Consider the following 16279-nt stretch of genomic DNA (forward strand, 5'->3'; position numbering starts at 1 on the left):
GGCTCGTGCTGGCCGAGCGGCGTACGGGTGATGCAATTCTTCAGGCACCGCACGCGTTACCGTTCGGCGGCCGGATGGCGAGACGAACGAGCCCGCGCAGGTAGCACCAGCCTCGCGTCCGACCGGCCGTGGCAGCAAGAGCGGAGAGGACGCGTGCCAGAGCCTAGGCCTATCGCGATCCTACCCACCGGCATGCCGGAACTCGACGTCATCCTGCGCGGCGGCCTGCCACGGAACCGATTACATCTGGTCGAAGGCGCACCGGGCGCCGGCAAGACGACCATCGCGCTGCGCTTCCTCCTCAAAGGCGTCGCCAACGGCGAGCGCTGCCTCTACATCACCCTGTCCGAAACCGTCGAGGAACTGGTCGCCTCCGCCGCTTCGCATGGCTGGTCGCTCGACGGCATCGATCTCTTCGAACTGGTTCCGGCCGAGGCGGATCTCGAGAACCAGCAAACGGTGCTCTATCCGGCCGAGGCCGAATTCGACGAGACCATGCGCACCATCACCGCCCGCATCGAGGCGACCAAGCCCGACCGGGTGGTGCTGGACAGCCTGGCGGAGTTGCGGTTGCTGGCCCAGGACCCCCTGCCCTATCGTCGGCAATTGCTCGGCCTCAAGCGTTTCCTCCAGGGCCGCCACATCACCACGATTCTCCTCGACGACCTGACCGGCGGCAAGGGCGATGGCGACCTCCACAGCCTGGTGCATGGCGTGCTGTCGCTGGAGCAGATCGAGCGCAATTACGGCGCGGCCCGCCGGCGGCTGCGGATCGCCAAGATGCGCGGCTCCGACTACCAGAGCGGCTGGCACGATTTCGCTCTCGTCACCGGCGAGGTGCTGGTCTTCCCGAGCCTCATTGCCGAGGAGCACCGGGAGCCGCCGGCGGAGGGTGCCGTGTCGAGCGGCCTCGCCGGCCTCGACAATCTCCTGGGCGGCGGGCTCGATCGGGGGACGACGACGATACTGGTCGGGCCTTCAGGTGCCGGCAAATCCTCGATCGCGCTGCGCTATGTCATGGCCGCGGTCGGGCAGGGCGAGCATGCCGTCTATTTCTCCTTCGACGAAACGCTTGAGACGCTCTCGCGCCGCGCCACGGCGCTCAATCTCGGCGTGGAGAGCGCGGTCCAGGCGGGCCGGCTCGGCTGGTACCGCAGCAGCCCGTCGCGCCTCTCCCCTGGCGAGTTCGTCTGGCAGGTCCGCCGCGAGGTCGAGGACAAGCAGGCCCGCATCGTGGTGATCGACAGCCTGAACTCCTATCTCGGCACGATGCCGGAGGAGCAGTCGCTGATTCTCCAGCTGCATGAGCTGCTGACCTACCTCAACCACAAAGGCGTGGTGACGATCCTGATCCTGGCGCAGCAGGGCGTGGTGGGAGACGTGCAGAACCCCGTCGATCTCAGCTTCCTCAGCGATACGGTGGTCGTGCTGCGCTTCTTCGAGGCGGCGGGGGAGTTGCGCAAGGCGATATCGGTCATCAAGAAGCGCACCGGGGTGCATGAGCTGTCGATCCGTGAATTCCGCCTCTTTCCCGATGGCATGCAGGTCGGCCCACCGCTGCTGGAATTGCGGGGCATCCTGACCGGAGTGCCGGTCTATGCCGGCCCGAGCGAGCCCCTTCTTGGGCTTGGGGGCAATGAGGCCAGCTGATCCCTCATCCCCGGGCCCGGTTCTCGTGCTGGCGCCGGTCGGCCGGGATGCCAGGGAGATCGAGCGCATCCTGACCGGCATGGGCCTGCCGGCCAAGACCCATGCCGATCTGGCGGGCCTTTGCGAGGATGTGCAGCCCGAAGGCGGCGCCAGCGTCGCCGCGCTGGTCGTGGCGGAGGAGGCGCTGGCGCGTGGCTCGGCGGGGCTCATCGCCTCCCTGGCGCATCAGCCGGCCTGGTCCGACCTGCCGGTCCTGGTGCTCACCGCCGGGCGGCATCGGCGTGGCAGCGCGGAGCGCCGGCGGCTGCTCGAGGCCCTGGGCAATGTCACCCTGCTGGAACGCCCGCTGCATGAGGAGACACTGCGCAGCGCCGTTCGCGCTTCCCTGCGCGCGCGCGATCGCCAGCACGAGACCCGCCGCTACCTGGAGGCGCTGCGGCTTGCGGCGGAGACGCTGGAATCGCGCGTCGAGGAACGCACCCGCGAGCTGGCGGCCGAAGCAGCCGAACGCGCGCGGGCCGAGGCCGCGCATCGGGCGCTCTACCGCCAGACGCCGATCGCGCTGCACTCCCTCGACGCGGAAGGCCGGTTGCAGAGCGTCAGCGACCGCTGGCTGGAATTCATGGGCTACGACGCCCGCAGCGAGGTCATCGGGCGCCATATCACCGAATTCATGACCGAGGATGCCGCCCGGCTGCACCGCATGGTGCATTGGCCACGGCTGCTGGCCGAAGGCGCCTGGGATGATGTCGAGTACCGCATGGTCAAGCAGTCCGGCGAGGTGGCCGATGTGCTGGTTTCGGTCCGGGTGGAACGGAACATGGCGGGCGGCTTCGCCCGCACCATGGCCGCCCTGGTCGATATCACCGCGCGCCGCCGGGCGGAGGCCGAGCTCGCCAGGGAGATGGCGGAACGCGCCGCCGCGCAGGAACGGCTGCGGCAGGCGCAGAAGATGGAAGCGCTCGGCCAGCTCGCCGGCGGCGTAGCGCATGATTTCAACAATGCCTCGGCCGCGGTGCTGGCGGGCATCACGCTGCTGGAGCGGCGCCATGGCGCCGCGCTGGCGGCGGAGGGGATCGGCGCGCTCCGCCTGCTGGCCGGGCTGCGGGAGGGTGCCGAGCGGGGCGTCGCGGTCTCCCGCCGCCTGCTGGCCTTCGCCCGGCGGGAGGCGCTGAACGCTACCCGGCTGGATCCGGCGGAGCTGCTGGGCGGGCTGCGGGACCTGCTCGGCGGCACGCTCGGCCTCGGGGTCAGGATGCGGATCGAGGCGCCGACCGGGCTGCCGGCGTTCGAAGCGGATCAGCGGCAGCTGGAGACGGTGCTGATCAACCTCGCCATCAATGCCCGGGACGCGATGCCCGGGGGCGGCGAGGTCATCCTGGACGCCGCGGCCGAGACGGTGGCCGAGGATAGCGCGCAGCATCCGGCCGGGCTGCGGCCGGGGCGCTATGTGCGGCTCTCGGTCCGGGATACCGGCATCGGCATGGATGCCGCGACCATGGCGCGGGCGACGGAGCCCTTCTTCACCACCAAGCCGAAGGACCGGGGAACCGGGCTCGGCCTGTCCATGGCCAGCAGCTTCGCAACCCAATCGGGCGGCGGGTTGCGGCTGGAGAGCGAGCCGGGACGCGGCACGACCGTGATCCTCTGGCTGCCGCAGGCCGAGGGCCTGGAACCAGCGGCCCCATTGCCAGCCGCAGAGGCGGAGCGGCCGCGGGCCCTTGTGGTCGAGCCGGTCTCGCTGACGCGGCGCTACCTGGTCCATTGCCTCCAGGACCTCGCCTGGAACGCGGCGGAGGCGGCGGGCACGGATGAGGCGCAGGCCCTGCTGACGCGGCAGGGCTTCGACCTGCTGCTGGTGACCGATCCGCTGCCCTCGGGCCCCGATGGCATTACGCTGGCCCGCACCGCGCGCCGCCACCATCCGGGACTGCCCGTCGTGCTGGTCATCGGCCCGGAGGCCTCGGCCAGGCTGGTGACCCAGGCGGTCCGCGAGGGATTGCGCGTGCTGCGCAAGCCGGTCTCGCCGACGGAACTCGAGGCGACGCTCATCTCCCTGCGGCAGCGGCCGGCCAGGGAGTCGCAAGGCGAGGCCGCCGACTAAGGCCCGTTGGACAAGGCCAATCGGGTCGGTCCGGCGGGTCTTCCAGTCCCCGGTGCGTCGGTCGGCTTGCCGACGCAACCAGCATCGGCTGCGCCGCGCTCCTTCCGGACCAGAAAATCCCTCGCCGGCCCTCAACCTCTGGCCTTGTCCAACGGGCCTGGCAGGGCTGGCGGATTACCCTTGATCTCCACCTCCAACATGTCCATGTTGCTCGACATATGGAAACGAAACAAACCCTCGAAGCCCTCGCCGCACTGGCCCAGGAGACGCGACTGGCCGTGTTCCGGCTGCTGGTCGAGGCCGGCCTGGAGGGCATGAGCGCCGGCGACATCGCCCGGCAGCTCGCGGTCCCGCACAACACCATGTCCAGCCATCTCGGCATCCTGGCCCGGGCCGGGCTGGTGACCTCTCGGCGCGAGAGCCGGTCGGTGATCTACGCCGCCGATTATGCCGGCGTGCGCGGGTTGATCGCCTTCCTGCTGCAGGATTGCTGCAAGGGACGGCCGGAGATCTGCGCGCCGTTGCTCGATGCCGCGCTGGCGCCCGCCGCCGCGCGCTGCTGCCCACCATCCGCCATGCCGGAGGTCTGACCATGCCCGATGCCGCCCTCCCCGATCGCAGCCTGCCCGTGGCCGTCATCGGCGCCGGGCCGATCGGCCTCGCCGCCGCCGCCCACCTCGCCGCGCGCGGGCTGCAGCCGGTCGTGCTCGAGGCCGGGCCCGGGCCCGGTGCCGCCATCCGCGCCTGGGGCCATGTGCGGATGTTCTCGCCCTGGCGCTTCAATATCGACAGCGCGGCCCGCGCGCTTCTCGCGGCCGGAGGCTGGCGCGCGCCGGATCCGGAGGCCTACCCGACCGGCGCCGAGCTCCTTGCCCTCTATGTCGAACCGCTGGCGGAAGCCCTCGCCCAGTCCGGCACCGAGCTGCGCTTCGGTGCCCGGGTCGTCGGCGTCTCGCGGCGCCATCACGACCGCCTGCATGAGGGCAATCGCACCGCCGCGCCCTTCGTGCTGCACCTCGCCGGCGCGGATGGCGACATCGATGTCCTCGAGGCCCGTGCGGTGATCGATTGCTCCGGCACCTGGACCCGCCCGAACCCGGCCGGCGCCCATGGCCTTTCGGCGCCCGGCGAGGCGGCCAATGCCGACCGCATCTCCTATGGCATCCCCGAGGTGCTGGGGGCCGCCCGAGGCGCCTATGCGGGCGCTACCACGCTGGTGCTGGGCGGCGGCCATTCGGCCATGAATGCCGTGCTCGACCTGGTCGCGCTGGCCCGCGAGGAGCCCGGCACGCGCATCCTCTGGGCCTTCCGGCGCCCGCTCGCGGCGGTCAATTTCGGGGGTGGTGGCGCCGATGGCCTGGCCGCCCGGGGCGCGCTCGGCGCGCAGGCCCGCGCGCTGGTCGAGGCCGGGCAGGTCGAGGCGCTGGCGCCCTTCCTCATCCATCGCATCGCGCGCAGCGGCGACGGGCTGCTGGTCCAGGGCGACCGGGGCGGGCGGAGCGAGGCGGTGCGCGCCGACCGGATCATCGTCGCCACCGGCTTCCGGCCCGACCTGTCCTTCCTGGAGGAGATTCGCCTCGCGCTCGATCCCGCCGTGCAGGCCACGCCCGCACTGGCGCCGCTGATCGACCCCAACCTCCATTCCTGCGGCACGGTGCGCCCGCATGGCGAGGCCGAGCTTCGGCACCCGGAGGAGCCCGGCTTCTACATCGCCGGCATGAAGGCCTATGGCCGGGCGCCGACCTTCCTGCTGGCGACGGGGCATGAGCAGGTGCGCAGCATCGCCGCCTATCTGGCCGGCGATGTGGCGGCGGCCCGGCGGGTGGAGCTGGTGCTGCCGGAAACCGGCGTCTGCACCACGCAGCGCCCTGCCCCGGTGGTAGCGCCGGCAGTGGCGTCGGCCTGTTGCGCGCCGGCGCCGGCCCCTTCCTGCTGTTCCCCGGCGCGGACCGCCTGAGCGCCGAAGGAGATCACGCGATGGATGATGTCACGATCTACCACAACCCCGCCTGCGGCACGTCGCGGACCGTGCTCGGCCTGATCCGCAACACGGGCGTCGAGCCGCGGGTGGTCGAATACCTCAAGACCCCGCCGAGCCGGGACGAGCTGGCCGGGCTGATCCGGCGCATGGGCATCCCCGTGCGTGCGGTGCTGCGGGAGAAGGGCACGCCCTATGCGGAACTCGGCCTCGGCGATCCGGCCCTGACCGACGACCAGCTTCTCGATGCGATGATGGCGCATCCGATCCTGATCAACCGCCCCATCGTGGTGACGCCGCTCGGGGTGAAGCTCTGCCGTCCGTCCGAGACGGTGCTCGACCTCCTGCCGGAGCCGCGGCAGGCCGCAGGGACGGCGCAGTGAGCGGCGGGGCGGCGGCCAGCGCAGCCGCGGCCGCCAAGGCGCCCTCCATGGGCGTGTTCGAGCGCTACCTGACCCTCTGGGTGGCGCTGTGCATCATCGCCGGTATCCTGCTGGGGCAGGCGGTCCCCGCCCTGTTCCGCCTGATCGGCGAGGCAACCCTGGCCGAGGTGAACCTGCCGGTCGCCCTGCTGGTCTGGCTGATGATCGTGCCCATGCTGCTCAAGATCGATCTCGGCGCCCTGGGGCAGGTGCGGGCGCATTGGCGCGGGATCGCGGCGACGGTGGCGGTGAACTGGCTGGTGAAGCCCTTCTCCATGGCGTTGCTGGGCTGGCTGTTCATCGGCGGCCTGTTCCGCGCCTACCTGCCCGCCGAGCAGATCGACAGCTACATGGCCGGGCTGATCCTGCTGGCCGCGGCGCCCTGCACCGCCATGGTCTTCGTCTGGTCGAACCTAGTGGATGGCGAGCCGCATTTCACCCTGTCGCAGGTGGCGCTCAACGACCTGATCATGGTGGTGGCCTTCGCGCCGGTGGTCGGGCTGCTGCTCGGCCTGTCGTCCATCACCGTGCCCTGGAACACCCTGCTGCTCTCGGTCGTGCTCTATATCGTGGTGCCGGTCGCCATGGCGCAGCTCTGGCGCCGGGCGGTGCTGCGGCAGGGCGGGCCGGCGGCGCTGGAGCGGCGGCTGCGGATGCTGGCGCCGCTATCCCTTGCGGCCCTGCTGCTGACCCTCGTGCTGCTGTTCGGGCTCCAGGGCGACCAGATCATGCGCCAGCCGCTCGTCATCGCCCTACTGGCGGTGCCGATCCTGATCCAGGTCTATGCCAATGCCGGCCTGGCCTATTGGCTGAACCGGCGGCTCGGGGTGGCGTGGTGCGTCGCCGGCCCCTCGGCCCTGATCGGCGCCTCCAACTTCTTCGAACTGGCGGTGGCGACGGCCATCGCCCTGTTCGGCTTCCAGTCCGGCGCGGCCCTGGCGACGGTGGTGGGCGTGCTGATCGAGGTGCCGGTGATGCTCTCGGTGGTGCAGATCGTCCGCCGCACCCGCCCCTGGTACGAGCGGCGCGCGGGCTGACCGGGCGGGTGCCAACCGGCCCCGCCCTTCCGATCAGGCCTCCTTCCCGCCGATCAACTGCTCGATCGCGATCGGGAAGCGCCGGACGCGCACCCCGGTCGCATGCCAGACCGCATTGGCGACCGCGCCGGCGGTGCCGGTGATGCCGATCTCGCCGACGCCCTTGATGCCGAGCGCATTCACATGCGGATCCTCCTCCTCGACCAGGATCGCCTCGACCGAGGGGACATCCGCATTCACCGGGACATGGTATTCGGCGAGGTCGGCATTCATCACCCGCCCGGTGCGCGGGTCCAGCACGGCGCCTTCATGCAGGGCGAAGGACACGCCCCAGATCATGCCGCCGTAATACTGGCTCCGCACCAGGCGCGGGTTGATGATCCGGCCCGCGGCGAAGGCGCCGACCAGCCGCGTGGCGCGAATCTGGCCGAGCTCGGGATCCACCTTCACCTCGGCGAAGACCGCGCCATGCGCATGCATCGCATAGTGCTCCATCGCCGCGGCATCGCCGGCGGCGCTGCCGCGCGCCTCGATCTCCGGCAGGCCGGCGCGGCCGAGGATATCGGCGAAGCTCTCGCTGCGGCTCTCATCGTCCCAGCGCACCAGCCGGCCGTCGCGCGCGACGACGCCGACATTGCCGGCACCGAACAGCGGCGAACGCGGATCCGCCACCGCCACTTCCGTCAGCCGCGCGATCGCCTGCGTGCCGGCGGCATGGACCGCGCCGCCCGCGGTGGCGGTATGGGTGGAACCGCCGGCGAGGCCGGCATTCGGCAGGTCCGAGCTGCCGGAGCGGAATTCCAGCTGCGCGAGATTGAGGCCGAGGCTATCGGCCGCGATCTGCGCCAGCGCCGTCCAGGCCCCCTGCCCCATGTCATGCGCGCCGGTCTCGACGAGGCCCGTGCCGTCGCGCCGGATCACCGCCCGCGCCTCGCCATGGAACATCATCGCCGGGAAGGTCGCGGTGCCCATGCCCCAGCCGACCAGCAGCCCCTGCTCGTCGCGCATCTGCCGTGGCGCCAGCGGCCGGCCGTCCCAGCCGAAGCGCGCCGCGCCCTCGGCATAACACTCCCGCAGCGCCTTGGAGGAGAAGGGCTTGCCGGAGACCGGCTCCACCTCGGCGTAGTTCCTGAGGCGGAAGGCCAGCGGGTCCATGCCGCAGGCTGCGGCCATCTCGTCGATCGCGCTTTCCAGCGCGATACTGCCGCTGGCCTCGCCGGGGGCGCGCATGAAGCCCGGCGTCCCGGCATCGAGCCGCACCGCCTCGGTCCTGGTGGCGATGGCCGGCGCCGCGTACAGCGTGTGGCTGATGCTGGCCGACGGCTCGATGAAATCATCGAAGCGGCTGGTCGCGGCGCGGACATGGTGATCCAGCGCCGTCAGCGCGCCATCCTCGGCGGTGCCGAGTCGCAGCCGCTGCCGCGTCGGCGCGCGATGGCTGACGGGGCCATACATCTGCGCCCGCGTCAGCACCAGCTTCACCGGCCGGCCGACCAGCCGCGCCGCGAGGATGCCGAGCGCCTGCGGCCCGCTCAGCAGCTTCGAGCCGAAGCCGCCGCCGATGAAGGGGCTGCGGATATGGATGCCCTCCGCCGGGATGCCGAACAGCGCGGCCAGGCGCATCTGCGTCATGGCAAGGCCCTGGGTCGGCATGTCGAGCGAGAGCCGGTCGCCATCCCAGGATGCGACGACGCCATGCGGCTCCATCGCATTGTGGAATTGCGTCGGCGTCTCATAGGTCGCGTCGATCCGCTGCGCTGCCGCGGCGAGGCCGGCATCGACATCGCCGTGATGCGCTTCCGCCGGATCGCCGACGCCGATCATGGGCGGGACGAAAGGCTCCGCATCGTCCAGCGACACGCTGGCGGGCTCGGCCTCATAGCGCGGGGCGAGCAGCGCGGCGCCTTCCGTCGCGGCTTCCAGCGTCTCGGCGATCACCACGGCGATCGGCTGCCCGGGATAGCGCACGCGGTCGTTCTGCAGCAGGTCGAGCTTGAAGGAGAAGGGGACGGATTTGTCGTCCGGGTCCATCGCCAGGGGCGGCCGGTTCTCCGGCGTCATCACTGCCACCACGCCGGGATGCGCCCGGGCCGCCGCGACATCCAGGGACGCCACGCGCCCCCTGGCGATGCGGCTGGTGGCGAGCACGGCATGGAGCAGGCCCGGCGGATGGTTATCCGCGGCATAGCGGGCCTGGCCGGTGACCTTCAGCACGCCGTCGCGGCGCGTGATCGGCTGGCCGAGGCTGGAGCCATGCCGGATGCGTTGGGGCTCAGCCATGGAGACCTCCGGAAAGGGGGGCGAAGGGAGAGGCCGGCAGGGCCGGCAGCCGCTCCGGCGTGCCGGCCGCGGCGAGCCTCAGCGCGCGGCGGGCGATGCGCCGCGCCAGCTCGATCTTGAAGGCGTTGTCGCCGGAGGGCCGGGCCTCCGCCAGCGCGATCTCCGCCGCCTGTTGGAAGGCGGCAGCATCCGGTGCGGCGCCCACCAGCGCTGCCTCGGCCGCTTCCGCGCGCCAGGGCTTGGCGGCGACACCGCCCAGCGCCAGCCGCGCCGCGGCGATCCGGCCATCCTCGATCCGCAGCGCTGCGGCAGCCGAGACCACGGCGAAGGCGTAGGAGGTGCGCTCGCGCAGCTTCACATAGCGGGCATGCGCGGCGAAGCCGGCGGCCTCGGCCGGCAGGCGCAGCGCGGTGACCAACTCGCCCGGCGCCAACACGCTCTCCCGCTCCGGCGTCGCGCCGGGCAGCAGGTGGAAGTCCGCCAGCGGGACCTCGCGCGGGCCGGCCGGCCCCGCGATCTCCACCACGGCGCCGAGCGCCACCAGGGGCACGCAGAAATCGGAGGGGTGCGTGGCGATGCAGGCCTCGCTCCAGCCGAGCACGGCATGCAGCCGGTTCTCGCCGCCCCGCGCATCGCAGCCGCTGCCGGGCGCACGCCGGTTGCAGGCGCTGGCCGTGTCCTGGAAATACGGGCAGCGCGTCCGCTGCAACAGGTTGCCGCCGACCGTCGCCATGTTGCGCAGCTGGCCCGAGGCGCCGGAGAGCAGCGCCTCCGCCACTGCCGGGAAGCGCCGGCGGAAACCGGGATCCTGCGCGAGATCGGCATTGCGCACCCGCGCCCCGATCCGCACGCCGCCATCCGGCAGTGCCTCGATCGCATCGAGGCCGGGGAGGTAGTTGAGGTCCACCAGCCGCTCGGGGCGGGCAACGCCGATCTTCATCAGGTCGAGCAGGTTGGTGCCCGCCGCCAGATAGGCGCTGCCCGGCACCGCGGCGGCCGAGACCGCCTCGGCGACCGTGCCGGGCCGGATATAGTCGAAGCGGTTCATGCCGCCTTCTCCTGTGCGGTGGCGGCCATGGTGCGGGTCGCCTCGACCACCGCCTCGGTGATGCCGCGATAGGCGCCGCAGCGGCAGAGATTGCCACTCATGCCCTCCCGCACCCGCTCGGGATCCTCGCCGGCCTCGCCTTCGCCGATGAGGCCGACGGCGCTCATGATCTGGCCGGGGGTGCAGAAGCCGCATTGGAAGGCGTCATGGGCGATGAAGGCGGCCTGCACAGGATGCAGCGCCTCCCCCTCAGCCAGCCCTTCGATGGTGAGGATCTCCGCCCCGTCATGGCTGAGCGCGAGCGCCAGGCAGGCATTCACGCGGCGGCCATCGACCAGGATGGTGCAGGCGCCGCACTGGCCGCGGTCGCAGCCCTTCTTGGCGCCGGTGAGGTCCAGCCGCTCGCGCAGCAGGTCCAGCAGGGTGACGCGCGGATCGTCCAGCTCGATCCTCCGCGCGACATGGTTGATGGTAAGCGTGACCGACAGGCTCATGCGGGTCCTCCGATGAGGGCGGTTTCCGGATAGGCTGCGCAGCAGGGGGGAACTGCCATGCGACTGCAGGGCTAAGGTGACCAGCGGCCAGGGCGCATATACGGAGGCGCCCTCCGTTTACAAAGATGAAGCGGAGGGAACCTCCGTTTTTTGTGAGGAGTTTAGGCCGGTCCCATGACCGATGAGGCAGCCCCCCGGCCGCGCAAGCCCCGGGCCGATGCGATCCGCAACCGAGAGCGCGTGCTGGAGGCAGCGAAATCCGTCTTCACCCAAGGCGGCGCTGAGGCCGGGCTGGAAGCCGTGGCCCGCGAGGCCGGCGTCGGCATCGGCACCCTCTACCGCCACTTCCCGACCCGCGAGGCGCTGTACGAGGCAGTCTACCGGCGGGAGGTGGAGCAGCTGGCGGAGCTCGCGGCGCAGCTTGCCGGCGAATACGGGCCGATGGAGGCGCTGCGCCGCTGGATGCGCGCCCTGGTGCAATTCGTCGCAACGAAGAAGGGCATGGGGACCGCCCTTGCGCTCGCGGCCCACAAGCCGCCGGAGCTCATGGCCTATTCGGCCACGCGCTTCCAGGAGGTGATGGGGATGTTGCTGCGCCCCGCCGCGGAAGCCGGGCTGGTGCGGACCGATATCGGTTCCGACGACCTGCTGAAGGCCGTGATCGGGCTCTGCTATCTGCAGGACGGGCCGGGCTGGCAGGAGCAGGCACTGCGCCTGCTGGATGTGTTCCTGGATGGGCTGAGCCTGCGCCGGGGCGATCCGCCGGGAACCGCGTGACCTTCGGCTGATCGGGCCGGGGAAATCTGGCCGCCGGCATCCAGCCGCTGGTTACTGCTGCATCTGCCCCTGCACGGCGGCGACCGCGGGCTTCCAGCGGGCCAGGTCGCCCGCGATCAGGCCGCGGAATTCCTCGCTGCCTGTGGGCGCAGGCTCCAGGCCGATCGCCGCCAGGCGCGCCCGCGCCTCGGCGCCGGAGACGGAGGCCTGGGCGATCTCGGCCATGGCGGCGATGGCGGCCGGATCGGTGCCGACCGGCGCCAGCACGCCGAGCCAGGAGGTGAAGTCGATCCCGGGCAGGCCGAGCTCGGCCAGCGTCGGCACCTCGGGCAGCAGGGCGGAGCGCTGCGCGGCCGCGACGGCCAGGGCGCGGGTCGAGCCGTCCTGGAGATAGGACAGGTGGACGGTCGGGTTGTCGCAGACGAAGGTCAGGCGGCCGGCCAGGAAATCGGGCAGCAGGGCGGCACTGCCGCGATAGGGGATCATCACGGCCTGGACGCCGAGCCGCGCGACCATCTGCTCGCCGACCACATGCATCGCCGTCCCCGGCAGCGGCGGCGCCCAGGATGCGGGCTCGCCCTTCGCCCGCAGGCGGGCGAGCAATGCCTTGAACTCCTCGATGCCGGAACTGGCCCGTGTCATCACGACCGCGGGCGAGGTCGCGAGGCGGGCGACGGGGACGAGACTCTGCGTCGGATCGACCGCCCCCGGTGGATCGCCGCGGAGATTGTTGATGACCAGCGCGGCATAGCCGAGCAGGAAGGTCCGGCCATCGGGGCGCGCCCGCACCGCGGCGGCGGCGGCGATATTGCCGCCCGCGCCGGTGAGATTTTCCACGACGACCGGCTGCGGCAGCCTGGCCCGTGCAGTTTCGACGAAGATCCGGGCCAGGGAGTCGGTCGGGCCGCCGGCCGCCGATCCGACCAGGATGCGCACGGGGCCATCGGGCGTCCAGGCGGCGGCCGGGCCGGAAAAGGCGGCGAGCGCCAGCAGCGCCAGGAACCAGGATCTCTTCGTCACGGCATCACCTCCTCACCCGCCTCGCGCATAGGCGACGCCGTTATTGCCTCGGCATGGCCTGCGGATGCTCCCACAGGCGGTGCCGGAGCGCCAGGAGGCTGCCCCAAGGCCATTCCGCATCGCCTTCGCCCGAGGCGGGGCTCTATGATGGCGGCAACGGGCCCGCCCTCGCCGGCGCGGCACCACGGGGAAACACCATATGCAGCACTCGGAACACCGCATCCTCACGACCCATACCGGCAGCCTGCCGCGGCCGCCCGGCCTGACGCAGCTCTATGCCCGCCGGGCCCGGGGCGAAGCGGTGGATGCCGCGGCGATCGATGCGGCGGGGCGGGAGGCCCTGCAGCGCATCATCCCGGCGCAGATCGAAGCCGGGCTCGACGTGATCAACAATGGCGAGCAGCAGCGGGACAGTTTCGCGCTCTATATCCGCCATCGCCTCACCGGCATCGGCGGCGAGAGCATCCGCACCACCTTCGCCGATATCGACGCCTATCCCGAGTTCAAGGCCGAATTCACCCGCCAGGCCGGCACGAAGGAGGCGGTGAGCAACACCGCCCTGCTGCCCGCCGCCATCGGCCCCGTCGCCTATGGCGACACCCGCGCGATCGAGGCGGAGTGCGACGATTTCGCCGCCGCCCTCGCCCCCGTCGCCGGCCGCCATGCCGAGGCCTTCCTGGCCGCGCCCTCGCCCGGGATCATCGCCTCCATCGTGCAGAACCGGCACTACGACACCGAGGAGGCCTATCTTGCGGCCCTCGCGGAGGCACTCGCGGTCGAGTACCGCGCCGTCGTCGCGCGGGGCTGGGTCTTGCAGCTCGATTGCCCCGACCTGGCGCTGGAGCGGCATTGTTCCTACCGCGACCGTCCGCTCTCGGACTTCCTGGCCTTCGTCGAGCGCGTGGTGACGGCCATCAACCGGGCACTGGTCGGCATCCCGCGCGACCGGGTGCGGCTGCATGTCTGCTGGGGGAATTACGAGGCGCCGCACGACCAGGACGTGCCGCTGGAAGACATCCTGCCGATCCTGCTGCGCGCCGAGGTCGGCGGCCTGGTGCTGCCCTTCGCCAATCCGCGCCATGCGCATGAGGTCCGCTGCCTGGAGCGCATGCCGATCGCGTCCGACCAGCTCATGGTCGCGGGCGTCATCGATACCCTGACGAATTTCGTCGAGCATCCGGAGGTCGTGGCGGAGCGGATCGAGCGCGTCGCGCGGGCGGTGGGCGATCCGCGCCGGGTGCTGGCCGGCACCGATTGCGGCTTCGACACCTCGGCCGGCCGTGGCCGTGTCGCTTCCGACGTGGTCTGGGCAAAGCTCCGCAGCATGGCCGAAGGCGCGCGGCTCGCCTCGGCGCGGCTCTTTCCCAAGACAGGCTAGGGGCGCCGCGCATGTGCTGGATCTGCGAGGTGCGCCGCGACTATGCCCGGCTGGCGGAGGCGGCCACGCCCCCGCCCGCCCCTCCACCCCTGGCCGAGCCGGCTATCCCTTCGCCAACCCCACATCCCGCAGCGCCTGGCCCATCGCCGCGTCCGAGCGATCCATGAAGGCGGCGAAGCCCGCGGCACCGGCGAAGCTGGTGCCGAAGCCGCGGGTCGCCATGAAGCCCTGGAACTCCTCGGACCGGTAGATGCGGTCGAGCGCGGCGCCGAGCACCTCCCTCGCCTCGGCCGGCAGGCCGGGCGGGCCGGCGATGCCGCGCCAGAGCCCTGCCGCATAGTCGATGCCGAGTGCCTCCTTCAGCGTCGGCACATCGGGGAAGGCCCCGTTGCGCTCGGCCGCCATGACCACCAGGGGGCGGGCCCGCTTGGCATCGAGCATGCCCTTGCCCTCCGGCAGCGAGCAGGCCACGAGGTCGACGCCGCCCGCCGCCAGCTCCTGCATCCCCAGCGCGGCGCCCTCGACCGGCACCCAGAGCACATGGTCGGCGCCGAGGCCCATGGCACGCAGCCAGCCGACAAAGGCCAGATGCCAGCTGCCGCCGCGGCCGGAGCCGGAGCCCTTGAACCGCCGCGGCGGCGCCGCACGCAGCGCCTCGGCCAGGGCGCGGATATCCGCATAGGGCGAGGCGGCATTGACCATCACCGCCGCCGGATCCTGGTTCATCAGCGCGATCGGCGTGTAGCTGCGCGGGGTGAGCTCGGTCAGGCCCACCCAATGCATCATGGCGATCTCGAGCGTCAGCATGCCGATGGTATGGCCATCCGGCGCCGCATTGCTGATCGCGGCATGGCCGACCACGCCCTGGCCGCCGGTGCGGTTCACCACGACGACCGGCTGGCCGAGCTCGCGTTCGAGCAGGGAGCCGATCATGCGCGCGACCGCATCCGTGCCGCCGCCGGCCGCCCAGGGCACGAGGAGCTGGACCGGGCGGGACGGGTAGCGACCCTGGGCCATGGCCCGTGGCGACCGCAGCGCCAGGGCCAGCGCGGGCGCCGCGAGCAGGCTGCGGCGACGGGTTGCAGCCCGCCCGGCATCGCGCCCTGGGACCATCGCAGGCGCGCACGGCCCGCCCTCATCTGTCGGCATTCGTTATCCTCCCCCGGCCACCTGGGACGGCATCGCGGCGGGAGCCTGGATGCCTCGGCGGCGTCCTTGTTGCGGGGGAAGTCAGCGCCGGGCCGGGTTCGGTGTCAAAGAAAATGCGCAGGCGAACCGAGTGGCCCGGAAGGCGCCCCGTTCCGTCAGCCCTCGCCCGCTTCGGTCACCAGCTGCACGCGGTCGGCGGCGTAGCAGCCGAAGCTTGCCTCGATCGGGGCGCCGGCGAGGTCCACATTGACCGCCTCGGTCAGCAGGACCGGCACCGCGAGCGGCTGCTGCAGCAGCGCGGCCTCGTCCGGCGTGGGCAGGCGGGTGGTGACGCGGGTCACCCGCCGCCGGAAATCGGCGATGCCGAACCGGGCCAGGGCCCGGGTGACGGAGGAATCCTGGCGGAGCGCCGCCCCGATCTCCGGGAAACGGTCCGCCGGGAAGCAATGCCGGCCGATGCAGAGCGGGCGGCCATCGACCAGGTTCAGCCGATGCGCGATCACCACCGGCCGCCCCGGCGCGATGCCGAGCAGGGCCGCCAGCTCGTCATCGGCCGGCAGGGTCTGCACCTGGAGGATCCGGCCCTCCGGTTCATGATTCTGCCGCCGGACCGATTCCGAGAAGCGGGTGCGGCGGCCGACCGGATAGTCGAGAACGGCCTCGGCGACGAAGGTGCCGCTGCCCTGCCGCGTCACCACCAGGCCACGGGTCTGCAGATCCTGCAGGGCGCGCCGGACGGTATGGAGGTTCACCCCGAAGCGCTCGGCGATCTCGCCGGCCGCAGGCAGCGGGGTGCCCGGAGTCATCTTGCCCGAGATGATCTCCTCCTCCAGGGCCAGGGCGACCTGGCGCCAGAGAACATAGCCCCTGATCCGGGTCAGGCGCCCAGGCGCCATCGCCGTGCCAGGGCTGCCGTCACCATCTTCCATGGGGTTGTCACCT

The 16279-nt window shown here is 71.8% G+C and carries 14 protein-coding genes; 8 read left to right on the forward strand and 6 right to left on the reverse strand.

The features are described 5' to 3' along the window. The first annotated feature begins 192 nt into the window (after window positions 1-192). The 6 genes from JMJ55_RS18615 to arsB all read left to right on the forward strand — a co-directional run bounded on the left by JMJ55_RS18615 (window position 193) and on the right by arsB (window position 7191). On the forward strand, window positions 193-1650 hold the full coding sequence (locus JMJ55_RS18615) for an ATPase domain-containing protein (protein ID WP_202827096.1): 1458 nt from the start codon (window positions 193-195) through the stop codon (window positions 1648-1650). Next, entirely contained in the window at window positions 1637-3754 is a 2118-nt protein-coding gene (locus JMJ55_RS18620) for an ATP-binding protein (RefSeq protein WP_236033827.1), read from the forward strand. The genes JMJ55_RS18615 and JMJ55_RS18620 overlap by 14 nt, the downstream gene beginning before the upstream one ends. Before the next feature lie 218 nt (window positions 3755-3972). Then, complete coding sequence (locus tag JMJ55_RS18625; RefSeq protein ID WP_202827098.1) at window positions 3973-4344, forward strand: ArsR/SmtB family transcription factor; 372 nt, start codon at window positions 3973-3975, stop codon at window positions 4342-4344. Between the two features lie 2 nt (window positions 4345-4346). Further along, window positions 4347-5711, forward strand: coding sequence for an FAD-dependent oxidoreductase (locus JMJ55_RS18630; RefSeq protein ID WP_202827099.1), 1365 nt, complete (start codon window positions 4347-4349; stop codon window positions 5709-5711). A gap of 20 nt (window positions 5712-5731) precedes the next feature. Beyond that, entirely contained in the window at window positions 5732-6115 is a 384-nt protein-coding gene (arsC, locus tag JMJ55_RS18635; RefSeq protein ID WP_202827100.1) for an arsenate reductase (glutaredoxin), read from the forward strand. After that, window positions 6112-7191, forward strand: coding sequence for an ACR3 family arsenite efflux transporter (arsB, locus tag JMJ55_RS18640; RefSeq protein ID WP_456237080.1), 1080 nt, complete (start codon window positions 6112-6114; stop codon window positions 7189-7191). Before arsC ends, arsB begins: the two co-directional genes overlap by 4 nt. Before the next feature lie 33 nt (window positions 7192-7224). On the opposite strand, the gene JMJ55_RS18645 is transcribed toward arsB, so the two are convergent. Genes JMJ55_RS18645 through JMJ55_RS18655 form a run of 3 tightly spaced genes read right to left on the reverse strand, consistent with a single transcriptional unit; the run spans window position 7225 to window position 11013 of the window. Next, complete coding sequence (locus tag JMJ55_RS18645) at window positions 7225-9471, reverse strand: xanthine dehydrogenase family protein molybdopterin-binding subunit (RefSeq protein WP_202827101.1); 2247 nt, start codon at window positions 9469-9471, stop codon at window positions 7225-7227. After that, window positions 9464-10519: an FAD binding domain-containing protein gene (locus tag JMJ55_RS18650; RefSeq protein WP_202827102.1), complete on the reverse strand. Its 1056-nt coding sequence runs from the start codon at window positions 10517-10519 to the stop codon at window positions 9464-9466. The genes JMJ55_RS18645 and JMJ55_RS18650 overlap by 8 nt, the downstream gene beginning before the upstream one ends. Continuing rightward, window positions 10516-11013: a (2Fe-2S)-binding protein gene (locus tag JMJ55_RS18655; RefSeq protein ID WP_202827103.1), complete on the reverse strand. Its 498-nt coding sequence runs from the start codon at window positions 11011-11013 to the stop codon at window positions 10516-10518. Before JMJ55_RS18655 ends, JMJ55_RS18650 begins: the two co-directional genes overlap by 4 nt. Window positions 11014-11187: 174 nt before the next feature. Here JMJ55_RS18655 and JMJ55_RS18660 point away from each other — a divergent pair, with 174 nt between their 5' ends. Next, complete coding sequence (locus JMJ55_RS18660) at window positions 11188-11790, forward strand: TetR/AcrR family transcriptional regulator (RefSeq protein ID WP_202827104.1); 603 nt, start codon at window positions 11188-11190, stop codon at window positions 11788-11790. 51 nt (window positions 11791-11841) lie between these two features. Here the strand turns inward: JMJ55_RS18660 and JMJ55_RS18665 are convergent, their stop codons facing one another. Then, window positions 11842-12810 carry a Bug family tripartite tricarboxylate transporter substrate binding protein gene (locus JMJ55_RS18665; RefSeq protein WP_202827105.1) on the reverse strand — a complete coding sequence of 323 codons (969 nt, stop codon included), beginning with the start codon at window positions 12808-12810 and terminating at the stop codon, window positions 11842-11844. A gap of 199 nt (window positions 12811-13009) precedes the next feature. Here JMJ55_RS18665 and JMJ55_RS18670 point away from each other — a divergent pair, with 199 nt between their 5' ends. Continuing rightward, complete coding sequence (locus tag JMJ55_RS18670; protein WP_202827106.1) at window positions 13010-14188, forward strand: uroporphyrinogen decarboxylase/cobalamine-independent methonine synthase family protein; 1179 nt, start codon at window positions 13010-13012, stop codon at window positions 14186-14188. Window positions 14189-14290: 102 nt separating this feature from the next. Here JMJ55_RS18670 and JMJ55_RS18675 read toward each other — a convergent pair whose 3' ends face one another. Beyond that, window positions 14291-15301: a tripartite tricarboxylate transporter substrate binding protein gene (locus tag JMJ55_RS18675; RefSeq protein ID WP_202827107.1), complete on the reverse strand. Its 1011-nt coding sequence runs from the start codon at window positions 15299-15301 to the stop codon at window positions 14291-14293. Between the two features lie 191 nt (window positions 15302-15492). Next, complete coding sequence (gene phnF / locus JMJ55_RS18680; protein WP_236033828.1) at window positions 15493-16266, reverse strand: phosphonate metabolism transcriptional regulator PhnF; 774 nt, start codon at window positions 16264-16266, stop codon at window positions 15493-15495. Window positions 16267-16279 lie beyond the last annotated feature (13 nt).

The organism is Belnapia mucosa (assembly GCF_016775475.1).
Lineage (GTDB): Bacteria > Pseudomonadota > Alphaproteobacteria > Acetobacterales > Acetobacteraceae > Belnapia > Belnapia mucosa.

What these genes read in the sequence shown, in the direction of transcription:
- JMJ55_RS18615 (WP_202827096.1), top strand. Translation starts at nt 193, where the DNA reads ATGCCGGAACTCGACGTCATCCTGCGCGGCGGCCTGCCACGGAACCGA.
- JMJ55_RS18620 (WP_236033827.1), top strand. Translation starts at nt 1,637, where the DNA reads ATGAGGCCAGCTGATCCCTCATCCCCGGGCCCGGTTCTCGTGCTGGCG.
- JMJ55_RS18625 (WP_202827098.1), top strand. Translation starts at nt 3,973, where the DNA reads ATGGAAACGAAACAAACCCTCGAAGCCCTCGCCGCACTGGCCCAGGAG.
- JMJ55_RS18630 (WP_202827099.1), top strand. Translation starts at nt 4,347, where the DNA reads ATGCCCGATGCCGCCCTCCCCGATCGCAGCCTGCCCGTGGCCGTCATC.
- arsC (WP_202827100.1), top strand. Translation starts at nt 5,732, where the DNA reads ATGGATGATGTCACGATCTACCACAACCCCGCCTGCGGCACGTCGCGG.
- JMJ55_RS18645 (WP_202827101.1), bottom strand. Translation starts at nt 9,471, where the DNA reads ATGGCTGAGCCCCAACGCATCCGGCATGGCTCCAGCCTCGGCCAGCCG.
- JMJ55_RS18650 (WP_202827102.1), bottom strand. Translation starts at nt 10,519, where the DNA reads ATGAACCGCTTCGACTATATCCGGCCCGGCACGGTCGCCGAGGCGGTC.
- JMJ55_RS18655 (WP_202827103.1), bottom strand. Translation starts at nt 11,013, where the DNA reads ATGAGCCTGTCGGTCACGCTTACCATCAACCATGTCGCGCGGAGGATC.
- JMJ55_RS18660 (WP_202827104.1), top strand. Translation starts at nt 11,188, where the DNA reads ATGACCGATGAGGCAGCCCCCCGGCCGCGCAAGCCCCGGGCCGATGCG.
- JMJ55_RS18670 (WP_202827106.1), top strand. Translation starts at nt 13,010, where the DNA reads ATGCAGCACTCGGAACACCGCATCCTCACGACCCATACCGGCAGCCTG.
- JMJ55_RS18675 (WP_202827107.1), bottom strand. Translation starts at nt 15,301, where the DNA reads ATGGTCCCAGGGCGCGATGCCGGGCGGGCTGCAACCCGTCGCCGCAGC.
- phnF (WP_236033828.1), bottom strand. Translation starts at nt 16,266, where the DNA reads ATGGAAGATGGTGACGGCAGCCCTGGCACGGCGATGGCGCCTGGGCGC.